Genomic DNA, 11,718 nt, shown 5'->3' with positions numbered 1-11,718 from the left:
GAACAAGTACAAAAATAGCGATTTTGCAGTGTTAAAGGTGTACCACCAAACATTTAAGTTACCTTACTTTCTGCGACTAAATTTGCCAATTTCAGCCACGAAGAACGAAACTGCACTGCCTTACGCAACCACTTTACTCATTGAAACTAAGAAGAGCAAAACTGCCCAACGTAAACAAACCTTTTACTAAAAATTAGCTGCCACGATTTAGTAGCTGTCAACTTTTTACACCTTACTTAAAAATACCAAGAACCAGAACTTCCAGTTTACATAACACTTAAAATTTACCACTTATGAAACCCCAGAACAGTTCTAACGCTTTGCTTTGCGGCGCGCGTTAGCGCGTCCGGTGGAGGCCACGCTTTTTGTGGCCGGAACGAATAAGAGCAACTTGTTAGAACAACCGCGAAGATAGCTATTTTGCGTTGCTAAAAGTGTACTACTAAACATTTAAACTACCTTACTTTCTGCGACTAAGTTTGCCAATTTCAACCACGAAGAACGAAACTACCAAACGTTACGTGCCACGTTACTAATTGAAACCGCGAAGAACAAAACTGCTCTGCCTCACGCAACCACTTCACTCATTGAAACTAAGAAGAGCAAAACTGCCCAACTCACATCTACCTTTTACTAAAAATTGGCTACCACGATTTTGTAGCTGCCAACCTTTTACACCTTACTTATAAATACCAAGAACCAGAACTTCCAGTTTACGTAACACCTAAATTTACTACTGATAAAACCGCAAAATAGTTCTAACGCCTTGCTAAGGGGCTGACCAAGCGTAGCTTGGGCAGTCCCGCGGAGCCAGCCTTGGCTGGCGGAGTGTACTTGAGCAACTTGTTAGGCCCCACGACCATAACGCACAGTTTGTCCGTTTATGGAATATGGCAAAACATATAGATCTGCGTAGGGCTCTTTATCGGGCTTTCCATCAAAGTCCCACGTCACAGGAACATGCTTACCTAACAGGCAGAGAACTTTATTAGGTTGTAGATTAACTTTAAGTTCATTGCATTCATCATAAGGAGGAGCAACCCAATAGACTTTGCGGCGATTATCGTATGCAACCGTAAATATAAAGAATTTATCTTCACTTATTCGGGTTATGAAAACCTCCGCAGGATATGCTATGTCAGGGGTTGTCTTTGTTTCCCCAACTTCGATCCAGTTGGTTTTGAATGATGGTACTTTGGCATTTGCTTCATACGAAGGATTCATCGAAGCCACAAACGGATATGTAGCGAAAATAACCCCAAGGGTACATAAACCTAGCAGAGAATATTTCAAAAAGGTGCGCATGTTTCTCATAGGCCTAACGCTTTGCTTTGCGGCGCGCGCTAGCGCGTCCGGTGGAGGCCACATTTTGTGGCCGGAACGAATAAGAGCAACTTGTTAGAACAACCACGAAGATAGCTATTTTGCATCGCTAAAAGTGTACCACTAAACATTTAAGCTACCTTAGTTTCTGTGACGACATTTGCCAATGTTAAGCCACGAAGAACGAAACTACCTATCCCTACGCAGCTACATTACTAATTGAAACCACGAAGAGCAAAACTGCCCAACGCAAACCTACCTCTTACTAAAAATTGGCTACCACGATTTTGTAGCTGCCAATATTTTGCACTTTACTTAAAAATACTAAGAACCAGAATTTCCAGTTTACGTAACACCTAAAATTTACCACTGATAAAACCACTGAGCAGTTCTAACGCCCAAAGCAGCGGCGCGCGATAGCGCGTCCAGCCCGCAGGGCGATGCTGCCTTTGCTTGTTAAGTGTTTGCTATATAGTTTCATACAATTCTTGTGAAGATGCATGATGTTTATTAATAGCTTCAATCGCATTTTCAATGTCTGCTACTTTATTGGACTCACAAAAGTACAACGTGTATTTACCTGACTTTTCATCTTCGATCAGGTATTCATAGTCAATATCAAAGTGCTCGACCAATACATCTTCAATGTAATCTCGATGATTCCAGTCATCTAGCTCCAAAACTGGTCCTTGCACTGGATCAATTCGTAGCTCTAATTTTCGTCTTAGATCGCTCATGCTCGATTGACACTTAACAGTTTAATAGATGTCTTAACGACGTATGTTTCCCCAATTTACCGTCGTTGTGACATCTATCTGGGGTGAATTTTTCTCAACGCTATCTCGAAAGCTTTGTCACGTCAATATTTCAGCTAATTTGGCACAAATTTCATCTTTGGATTTTGTATCACAGTGAAATCTATCTCAGAAAAAACCATGTTCAGGTAACTTATTGAATTTAATTAATTTTTGAAACATATTAGAAAACTATTTAGATAAGCATACTTAGGTTGATTTTTATGTTGGGTTATTTTAGATAGGATATTTGAAATTTTCTAACAAGGTTTTTGATGTGGATGATATACCCATTCCTATTCCAAAAAATCCAACACGGTTGATGGATCAGTTACGGGCTTTTATTCGCTCGAAGCGCTTATCTTATAAAACCGAGAAAGTCTATTGCTTTTGGATTTTACGTTATATCCGTTTTCATGACCGTCAGCACCCAAATAATTTAACGGTTGATCACGTAAATCAGTTTTTATCGAGTTTGGTTTTACAAGAAAATGTTTCTGTTAATACGCAGAAAACAGCGTTAAACGCTTTGGCATTTTTATACAATCAATTCTTATCCAAACCGCTAGAAGGCGTTGAATTTACGCCAAGTTCTAAACAACGACATATTCCTACTGTTTTTTCGCATCAAGAGGCGATGTCGATTATCAATGAATTATCCGGTATTTATAAGTTAATTGTATCTCTGATGTACGGCTCTGGATTACGCGTGATGGAGTCGGTTCGTTTACGCGTACAAGATGTGGACTTTAGTAATGGATGTTTAATTGTTCGAGAGGCAAAAGGCAATTATTGGCGAAGAACCCTATTACCCAGTTCTTTAATTGACGATTTACAAAATCAAGTAAATTTCGTTTTAGCTCAGCATCAGAAAGACTTGGCAGATGGTTGCGGCTCGGTTTATTTACCTTTTGCTCTAGAAAGAAAATATCCGAATGCGTCAACCTCACCGGGCTGGCAATATTTATTTCCAGCACCACACTATTCTATTGATCCGAGATCGAATATAAAAAGAAGGCATCACTTAGGTGAACAATCTGTGCAGCGCGCAGTAAAAGCCGCAATTAAGCGTGTGGGCATTCTTAAGAAAGCAGGCTGCTATACTTTTAGGCATTCATTTGCTACGAATTTATTGAGAAACGGAACCGATATTCGTGCCATTCAGGAAATGTTAGGCCACAGAGATATTTCAACCACGCAAATTTACACCCATGTTGTAGGCCTGCATGAAAGAGGTGTTACCAGCCCGTTGGATTTTTCGAACTCAAATTCGTATCAATAAAAAGGCTTTGAATTATCTCAAAGCCTTTTATTTTTTCTTACTCAAAAAATTGTATTAATTTCTTAAGAGTTAATCAGAGGTTTCTACAGCCCTAACCGGTATTTCTTAAACCAGCGGCTACACCAGCAATGGTTACCATAAGTGCTTTTTCGAGTGTCGTGCCGCCACACACTTCACCGCATTCCCGCATACGTTTTAACAATTCAACTTGCAAGATGTTTAGCGGGTCTATGTAGGGGCTGCGCACTTTTATTGATGCTTGAATTTGTGGGTCTGCCTGCATGAGTTTGCTGTGTGGAATTAAATCAACCACTTGTGCAATTGCGTTGGCCAGGTTTGCTCGTAATGTTTCGCCCCAATGTTGCTGTTCAATGGGAACGAGTTTTTCATCATATAAAGCCGCAAGCCACGGATCAGCTTTTGAAAAAACCATTTCGAGCATGGATAAACGCGCTTTAAAAAACGGCCAGTTTTCAAACATTTCTCGCAATGTAGATTCGTGCTCTTTACGCGCAGCTTCTAATGCTTGCCCAGTGCCTAACCAAGCAGGAAGCATCATGCGATTTTGTGACCATGCAAATATCCATGGAATTGCTCGTAGTGTTTCTACGCCACCGCCGGGTTTACGTTTGGTCGGTCTTGAACCTAGCGGTAATTTACCAAGTTCTTGCTCGGGTGTTGCCGCACGAAAATAGGCAACAAAATCTTCGCTTTCACGCACAACACCGCGATAGGCTTTGCACGATACGTCGCTGAGTTTCACCATGGTTTCACGCCAAGCAGGCTTAGGCTTGGGTGGTGGCAATAAATTACCTTCTAAAATGGCCGATGCAAAACGCGACATGGATTGCACGGCGATGTCTGGCAGGCCGTATTTGAAGCGAATCATTTCGCCTTGCTCGGTTACACGTAAGCCACCCTGCAAGCTACCCGGCGGTTGCGATAACAATGCACTGTGCGCAGGAGCACCGCCGCGACCAACGGTACCACCGCGGCCATGGAATAATACTAATTTTAGGCCGTTGGCCTCTGCCAGATTAACCAATGATTCTTGCGCGTGATATTGCGCCCAGCCAGCGGCAAAAAATCCGGCGTCTTTAGCTGAGTCTGAGTAGCCAATCATGACATACTGGCGGCCTTGTAAATAGCCACGATACCAATCGTGCTTGAGCAATTCGCTGATGATACTTTCGGCGTGCTCTAGGTCATCGAGGGTTTCAAATAAAGGAGCAACCGGCATACGATGTTGGCAACCACACTCGCGCAATAATAATTGCACCGCCAATACGTCGGAGGGTTTTCTCGCCATTGAGATAATGTATATACCCAAGGCTTGGGGATCGGTTTTTGCGACTAGGCGGCAGGTATCTAAAACTTCTTGCACGTCGGCACTTGGGCGCCAACTTTGAGGAATTAGCGGTCTTCTTGAGGCTAATTCTGTGAATAAAAAGTTTTGCTTATCGGATTCGGCCCATTGTCCGTAATCCCCTAAACCTAAATAGCGGGTTAATTCCGACCACACCTCGGTATGACGTTCGCTGTCTTGACGAATGTCGAGTTTAACCAGAGGTACACCAAATGCATGCACTCGCCAAATAGTGTCGCGCAATAGGCCATTAGCAATACTTTCTAGGCCAACCTCTACCAATGAGCTGTAGCACATTTCTAAAGGTGCGCGTAATTGCTCTGTATGGGTAATTAAATCTTTTGCGGCATTTGGTTTGCCGGTTAATTCTGCTGTTAAAGCGTCGCGAGTTTCTTCAATTTGATCGCGCAATTGTTTTAACAGAGTTCGGTAGGGTTCGCTGCTATCACCAACAACCGCACGCAATTCATCGCTGCAAGGCGTTACCGAAATTTCTGAGCAGAGTCGATCGAAATCGCGCAAATATAAATCCATGGCTTCCCAGCGACTGGTAAGCAGGACTTCACGAGTTACTTTTGCGGTTACAAATGGATTGCCGTCTCGGTCGCCGCCCATCCAAGATACAAACGACAGCGGCATCCAGTTTAACGGCATGGTGATGTCGGATTCCGTTTTAAGCATTCGATGGAATCGACGCATAAATAACGGCACGGCATGCCAAAGCGATTGCTCGATAACCGCAAAACCCCATTTAGCTTCGTCTACCGGTGTTGGTCGGCGCTCACGAATTTCATCGGTATGCCAAGCTTGCGCGATAAGCTCCTCGATACGTGCCTGAATATCCGAACGCTCATGAGAATCAATGGTTCGATCCATCTCTGCCAAGCTATCGTTCAGTAATTGATGTTTCTGGATCAAGGTGCGGCGAGAGACTTCGGTTGGGTGCGCGGTAAAGACCAATTCAATGGATAATTCATTGAGCGCTTTATGAAAATCTACGGGATTAATCGACGTTTTTGCGGTAGCTAAAAATTCTTTTAACGAACGCTCACCGGCGTGGGCGGTGATTTCACCCGGAGCAACGGTTTGATATTGCTCCGCAATGTTGGCGAGATTTAAAAATTGGTTAAAGGCACGGGCAACAATCAACATTTGTTCGTCGCTTAACGAACTCAATAGTTGCGTTAATTGTGAGCGAGCCTGTTCATTGCCTTTACGTGAATCGCGAGCCATCTTACGAATGGCTTCAACTTGATCGAGTACCTCTTGGCCGTGGGTTTGACTGATGGTGTCCCCCAAAATACGCCCAAGCATGCGAATATTGTCGCGTAATGAGTCGGAAGTACTTTCGTTAAGAGGTTTCGCCTCTTTACTTAGAGTTGGTTCTTTAACCGACATAAAAAACTCCGCAAATGAAAATAATCAGTTCGCGCTACACTAACACTTTAATGCGGAGTTTTTAATTGATATTGCCTATGACAATCAAATAATAATTTCTGATACCTAAAAACTATTTTTAATACATTAATCAGGTATCAAGTCACCGATAATGTCGTGTATTTGGGGACGATTCTTTACCACTTCATCTTTGGTTAATCCCTCTAAAGAGAAGGGAAACTTCAACCATCGTTCGGTTTCGTGCAAATAATAGTCAGGAACACGATCGGTTAGGTTCGATTTAGGCTTGTAGTAAGGCACCGCTACTCGAATATCTTTTGGGCAGTTTTTACGGGCCTTGCTTTGCAATTCTTTAATTAAGGCGTCAATGGTTCGGCCAGTGTCAAAAACGTCGTCCACAATCAATAATGGATCGTCGTAATTAAAGTTTTTGAGCAGATAACTTAAGCCATGAATACGAATGTTATCGGAGCGTTGACCAATGCCCGAATAGGACGAGGTTCGAATCGCAATGTGGTCAGACTGGCAACCACCGTAGTGATCAATAAACTCCTGAACAGCAATCCCGATGGGTGTACCACCGCGCCACAGGGCAATAATAACTTTCGGTCGAAAACCGCTCGCCAGAACCTTAGCGCCGAGTTCAAACGAGTCTTCTAATAATTGTTGAGAAGAGATGTAATACTTGTCTGCCATTAACTGCTACTCAATTTTTGTCTTGTCAGTCAATTATTATATACTGGCAAATCCTATTTCCGCGACCATACATGGCATTTGATTAAATGATCAAAAAATATTTAGATGCAGAAACCGTACTTTTAGATTCATACCGATTAGCCGAAATCATTTATCGCAGTGGTTTTCGCCCTGATTTTATTGTTGGATTGTGGCGCGGTGGTAGTCCTGTAGGTATAGCTGTGCAGGATTGCCTCGAATTTTTAGGCATTAAAACAGATCACATCTCTTTGCGAACCTCTTACCGAGGACTCAGCAGTTACAATTCTATGGTCGAGAAACACGAAAATATTCGTGTTCACGGCACACAGTATCTGTTAGACAATCTTGAGTCACACCATAAACTCTTGATCGTTGATGACGTTTACAGCACGGGCTTAAACGTACAAGCGGTGTTAAATCGTCTGCAAAAAAAGACTCGCCGCAATATGCCAGAAGACGTCAAAATCGCTACGCTTTGGCGTAAACCTTCCCTTGAACGAGTGGAAAGAAAACCGGATTTTTACGTGCATGAAACCGAAGATTGGTTGGTCTTTCCCTACGAATTGGATGGCCTAACAGAGCAAGAAATTGGTCAAGAAAAATCCTTTGTACATAAAATTTGCGAAAAATATAACATTGCCAAAGTCAGTGCGACCGAACCTAAAGCCTAAATTTACGAGCATTTAAATGTCTGAAGATTTGCGTGTTACGTTAATTCAAACCGATTTAGCCTGGCATCAACCTGCGCTAAATCGCGCCAATCTCGCAGACAAAATGGCGCCCCTCAAAGGGCAAACCGATTTGATCGTATTGCCAGAAATGTTCACCTCTGGCTTTACGACCGAACCCGATTCGCTCAGCCTATCAGCGTTAGATTCTACCGGCTCAAATCCAACTTTGGATTGGATGCAGGCTCAAGCAAACGAACTTAATGCAGCCATTTGTGGCAGTACGGTTTTCGATACTGGCGCGGGTCACACCAACAGACTGTGGTTTGTAACACCGTTTAAAGCGCCGGTTTATTACGACAAGGTTCACTTGTTTCGTATGGGTGATGAACACAAGCGCTATTTACCTGGCGATAAGCGCGTTTGTATTGAATATTTAGGCTGGAATATTTTGCTGACCGTCTGCTACGACCTACGCTTTCCTGTGTTTTGTCGTAACCAAAACGATTATGACCTAATGCTCTGCGTGGCCAGCTGGCCAAAACCAAGACGCCTACCCTGGCGCTCTTTGCTTATAGCCCGAGCCATCGAAAATCTCGCCTACGTTGTGGGCGTTAATCGCATTGGTGAAGACGGTAAAGGTTGGCAGTACAGCGGTGATTCGCTTGCTGTTGATTTTAAAGGTCAACTGATGGTTGATGAACCAGAAGACAGCTCGTTTGAGATTACACAAACACTGAGCAAAAGCGATCTTCTGGAGTTCCGTGAAAAGTTTCCAGCATGGATGGATGCGGATTTATTCGAACTTACCTTAAAAAAATAACATTACCGCGCCCAAGACTTTTTACCGAACAAATACGCAAATAAAGCTCCGGCAATTGCACCAAATAAATGAGACTCGTAAGAAATGCGTTTATCGGTAGGTAACACACCAAAAATCATTCCCCCGTAAAAAATCAGCACTAAAATAGCAATGGCAATACTGCCAAATCGGCGATCAAACCAACCCATTAAAATAATCAACGACCAAAGCCCAAATACCCAACCGCTGGCACCCACATGAAGGGTTGCCCTGCCTAAAGACCAGGTTAAAAAGCCACCAAGAGTAATAATAAAAAAGCTTGCGTAGATAAAAAACTTGGTAGAGCGCATTAAACATAAGGTGCTAAAAATTAATAAACCAATCAGATTATTAATTAAATGGCCCCAGCTACCATGAATAAAAGGCGCGGTATAAATGTGCCACAGGGTATTTACGTTTCTGGGTCCGATGCCTAAATACACCAACTGACCATTGGTATAAACGTTGTACGCATGCACGGCCACAAGCGTTAAAGACATAAAGATGAGAAGTTTAAAATGCTGACTTATCTTATGAATCACAAATACACTCTCGCATTAATACTAAAACCGCAAAGATACCGAGATTTAGGATCAATGCAAACGCAGAGTTATCAGTGAGAAACACAGATAATGTTATTGATTGGCAATACCAAATGGAATGTGTACCGAAGGTACATAAGAAGATGCGCGTTCTAAATGCAATTTTTGATCGTCAAAAAAGATATGAGGTTTCATAACTTCTAGAACGGTCGATTTATCAACACCTCCCATAAAATAGGCTTCATTTACCATAATTCCCCAATGACGCATCGTATTAATAACACGCTTATGCGAAGGCGCATTTCTGGCAGTAACAATGGCGACTCTTAAAATAGGCTTATAAGTTGGGTCTTGTTCTTGTTTGATCAGCTCCAACGCTTGAATTGTAGAAATACGCGCTAAAAACTTTTTTAATGGACCTGGACTGTGAGGAATATTGGCTTTCGCAACTTCGTGACCATGAAAATCATCAAGATTATTGGATCGCTTAAAAACAGTTTCTGACTCGTCGTCAGCAATAACGCCGTCAAAGTCGAAGGCAATGCGTAATTGCGAATCTTCGTTATCATCGGTAAAACTGCCTTTTAATATTTGCCCGGCGGGATATCCGGCAATAATGGCCTGTTTTACATCCACTTTATCGGCAGACAAAAACAGTTCGATATCAAAAGCCGGAATATAAACATGTGGAGATGTGCCCTGTAGAAACACCGCGCGAGTAATGGGTAACCCATAGTGCTCTATGGAGTTCATAACTCTAAGACCAGTATCTGGATCATTTCTCGATAATAAAATGACTTCTACGGGAGGGTTTTCGGGATTCATCTTATTAAGAGACAGTAAACGTCGTATAAACGGATAAGCTACACCTTTATTTAGTGGTTTATCTTGGTGTTCAGATTGGTAGCTTCGATATGCTCGTTCACCTTTGGAGCGAAACACCTCGTCTGATTCTTCTAAATCGAATAAAGCACTGGATGCCAAGCCAACAACAAGACGCTCACTAAGATCAAACGACACAACAGTAACCTTTAGTTAAAATCAGAAGTTTAGAAATCTCTCATCAACCTTCTATGGATTCAAGCTAAAAATTGTAAGTCATCTTCAAAATATTTTTATCACTAAATTAATTGATCTGTTGAAAGCGAACATTAAAAAATATTTTTTGTGGCTAAAAAAAGAAAATGCACCGTTCATTGTAATAACAAACGATGCATTTCGTACTTTAAACAGTAGTTAAGAGTAGTACTACAACCTTAACTAACTTGTTTAAAACAACTTACTTGATAACGTCAACATCGTACCAAGGAGTTGGGTTAAGTGGGCAACGGAAACGTACGCCATCTTTACCCACTTCAACTTTAGAAGTACGAGTTTCGCCTGGTTCTAGCGGGAACATATCTAGGTTTTCTTTGCTAGAAAGATTTTGAATTTGGAAACCAACTAATTTGTCTGATTTATTGGTTACAACGAATTCGTAGTCACCTGGTTTTAGGCTCGCTAGAGTTTCGTGTGCAGAGAAATAACCTGAGTATTCATCTAAGTGAATTACAGTAACACCGTCACTATTCTTTTTAGCAACTTCAGCTTGCGCAAAACCTGCAAAAACCACACATAAAGCAATTACAAAATGTTTTAAAGTATTCATTTTTTCCCCCATGAGGACTTCATAAAAAGCTATATCTAATATCCGCAATGATTAGTGTGTATCAAACCAAGGCAGACAAAAAAACTACTGGTGACTCTCAACCAGTGACGATACTATAGTCCACTAACCTAATACTTATAGACTCAATTCGTACAATATTCATGTCCAAACGTACAGAATACTCACTTGAAGAGCCGGATGCGTTAAGTTCGGTCGTTTCTAAACTAGACCTGCGGGCAGAAGTTTATTTAGAAGGCCATTTTTGCGGCAACTGGGCTGTAAATACTTCCGGTTTGCGAAAAATACCCTTTCACTTAATTGCTTACGGAGAGGCGTGGTTGCATTTGGATAATCAGCCACCTAAGCGTATGTCTGCCGGAGATATGGTCATTTTTCCGACTGACGACGAACACATAATCTCCAATGCGATTGAAATTGCACCAAATCAAAAGTTTAATCAGATTCCTGAACCGGTAGAAAACCTCGGAGAAATTCGAGATACCGGCATGATTTGTGGTTTCTTTGAATTTAAACATCAAGTTAGCTGGCCGCTGCTCGATTCTTTAGATCCCGTGATTTTGCTTGGCCTGCAACAATTGAGCGAAACACCATCGTTACGCTTATTGATCGATTTATTACTGAATGAATTAAGGCGCCAAGAGGCCGGATTTCACGCCTGTGTAAATCAAATTTCGTATCTATTGTTTATTGAAATACTTCGCTTACAAATTCAGCAAGGTAAAGTAAAAGAAGGCATGCTTGCAGCACTGTTCGATCCAAAAATCAATGGCACACTCGCGGCGATTCACAATCAACCCGATAAACCTTGGACACTAGAACAACTTGCCAAACATGCACTCATGGGCAGATCAACGTTTGCTCAATATTTTCACGAAAAGGTTGGAATGCCGGCCATGCAATATTTAGCACAATGGCGAATGGCAAGAGCAACCAATTTGCTTAGAACAACAGAATTATCGATCGCTCAAATTGCTGAAGCCGTTGGCTATGAAACGGAGTCTGCATTTAGAAAAGCCTATAAAAATCGAGTGGGTATACCACCGGGACAAGAAAGAAAATCCGGGTAGATAAATCGTTAAAATATAGCAAATAGTAGCTTGAAATCGCTTAAATAAAGC

12 protein-coding genes are annotated in these 11,718 nt (G+C 41.9%); 5 read left to right on the top strand and 7 right to left on the bottom strand.

The genetic code is table 11. From position 1 onward, the window contains the following. Positions 1-190: hypothetical protein (locus ACYQ28_RS12460; protein WP_460164715.1), on the top strand; the 190-nt coding region annotated here is incomplete at its 5' end. Between the two features lie 656 nt (positions 191-846). Here the strand turns inward: ACYQ28_RS12460 and ACYQ28_RS12455 are convergent. Continuing rightward, positions 847-1,314, bottom strand: coding sequence for a hypothetical protein (locus ACYQ28_RS12455; protein ID WP_460050702.1), 468 nt, complete (start codon positions 1,312-1,314; stop codon positions 847-849). A gap of 476 nt (positions 1,315-1,790) precedes the next feature. Beyond that, on the bottom strand, positions 1,791-2,060 hold the full coding sequence (locus ACYQ28_RS12450; RefSeq protein WP_460050701.1) for a hypothetical protein: 270 nt from the start codon (positions 2,058-2,060) through the stop codon (positions 1,791-1,793). A gap of 334 nt (positions 2,061-2,394) precedes the next feature. Here ACYQ28_RS12450 and ACYQ28_RS12445 point away from each other — a divergent pair, with 334 nt between their 5' ends. Continuing rightward, positions 2,395-3,399, top strand: a complete 1,005-nt coding sequence (locus ACYQ28_RS12445) for an integron integrase (RefSeq protein ID WP_460050699.1) — start codon at positions 2,395-2,397, stop codon at positions 3,397-3,399. 91 nt (positions 3,400-3,490) lie between these two features. Here ACYQ28_RS12445 and ppc read toward each other — a convergent pair whose 3' ends face one another. Beyond that, the gene (gene ppc / locus ACYQ28_RS12440) at positions 3,491-6,163 is read right to left on the bottom strand and encodes a phosphoenolpyruvate carboxylase (protein WP_460050697.1); all 2,673 of its coding nucleotides are present in this window, start codon (positions 6,161-6,163) and stop codon (positions 3,491-3,493) included. Positions 6,164-6,289: 126 nt separating this feature from the next. Then, complete coding sequence (locus tag ACYQ28_RS12435) at positions 6,290-6,859, bottom strand: phosphoribosyltransferase (protein WP_460050695.1); 570 nt, start codon at positions 6,857-6,859, stop codon at positions 6,290-6,292. An 86-nt stretch (positions 6,860-6,945) separates the two neighbouring features. Here ACYQ28_RS12435 and ACYQ28_RS12430 point away from each other — a divergent pair, with 86 nt between their 5' ends. Both ACYQ28_RS12430 and ACYQ28_RS12425 read left to right on the top strand, forming a co-directional pair. Further along, the gene (locus ACYQ28_RS12430) at positions 6,946-7,551 is read left to right on the top strand and encodes a phosphoribosyltransferase (protein ID WP_460050693.1); all 606 of its coding nucleotides are present in this window, start codon (positions 6,946-6,948) and stop codon (positions 7,549-7,551) included. Positions 7,552-7,567: 16 nt separating this feature from the next. Further along, positions 7,568-8,371 (top strand): amidohydrolase, encoded by an 804-nt coding sequence (locus ACYQ28_RS12425; RefSeq protein ID WP_460050691.1) that lies wholly within the window; start codon positions 7,568-7,570, stop codon positions 8,369-8,371. Positions 8,372-8,373: 2 nt separating this feature from the next. On the opposite strand, the gene ACYQ28_RS12420 is transcribed toward ACYQ28_RS12425, so the two are convergent. The 3 genes from ACYQ28_RS12420 to ACYQ28_RS12410 all read right to left on the bottom strand — a co-directional run bounded on the left by ACYQ28_RS12420 (position 8,374) and on the right by ACYQ28_RS12410 (position 10,579). Then, a complete protein-coding gene (locus ACYQ28_RS12420; RefSeq protein WP_460050689.1) occupies positions 8,374-8,931 on the bottom strand; it encodes a rhomboid family intramembrane serine protease in 558 nt (185 codons plus the stop codon). A gap of 93 nt (positions 8,932-9,024) precedes the next feature. Then, entirely contained in the window at positions 9,025-9,951 is a 927-nt protein-coding gene (locus ACYQ28_RS12415) for a 5'-nucleotidase (RefSeq protein WP_460050687.1), read from the bottom strand. Between the two features lie 259 nt (positions 9,952-10,210). Continuing rightward, a complete protein-coding gene (locus tag ACYQ28_RS12410; RefSeq protein WP_460050686.1) occupies positions 10,211-10,579 on the bottom strand; it encodes a hypothetical protein in 369 nt (122 codons plus the stop codon). Between the two features lie 161 nt (positions 10,580-10,740). Here ACYQ28_RS12410 and ACYQ28_RS12405 point away from each other — a divergent pair, with 161 nt between their 5' ends. Next, complete coding sequence (locus ACYQ28_RS12405) at positions 10,741-11,667, top strand: cupin domain-containing protein (protein ID WP_460050684.1); 927 nt, start codon at positions 10,741-10,743, stop codon at positions 11,665-11,667. Positions 11,668-11,718: the final 51 nt, after the last annotated feature.

This window comes from Sessilibacter sp. MAH1, from assembly GCF_054658315.1.
This window is presented reverse-complemented; position numbering and strand designations above follow the sequence as displayed.

Bases quoted from the DNA above. Each gene is read 5' to 3' on its own strand.
- ACYQ28_RS12455 (WP_460050702.1), bottom strand. From the start codon at position 1,314: ATGAGAAACATGCGCACCTTTTTGAAATATTCTCTGCTAGGTTTATGT.
- ACYQ28_RS12450 (WP_460050701.1), bottom strand. From the start codon at position 2,060: ATGAGCGATCTAAGACGAAAATTAGAGCTACGAATTGATCCAGTGCAA.
- ppc (WP_460050697.1), bottom strand. From the start codon at position 6,163: ATGTCGGTTAAAGAACCAACTCTAAGTAAAGAGGCGAAACCTCTTAAC.
- ACYQ28_RS12435 (WP_460050695.1), bottom strand. From the start codon at position 6,859: ATGGCAGACAAGTATTACATCTCTTCTCAACAATTATTAGAAGACTCG.
- ACYQ28_RS12430 (WP_460050693.1), top strand. From the start codon at position 6,946: ATGATCAAAAAATATTTAGATGCAGAAACCGTACTTTTAGATTCATAC.
- ACYQ28_RS12425 (WP_460050691.1), top strand. From the start codon at position 7,568: ATGTCTGAAGATTTGCGTGTTACGTTAATTCAAACCGATTTAGCCTGG.
- ACYQ28_RS12410 (WP_460050686.1), bottom strand. From the start codon at position 10,579: ATGAATACTTTAAAACATTTTGTAATTGCTTTATGTGTGGTTTTTGCA.
- ACYQ28_RS12405 (WP_460050684.1), top strand. From the start codon at position 10,741: ATGTCCAAACGTACAGAATACTCACTTGAAGAGCCGGATGCGTTAAGT.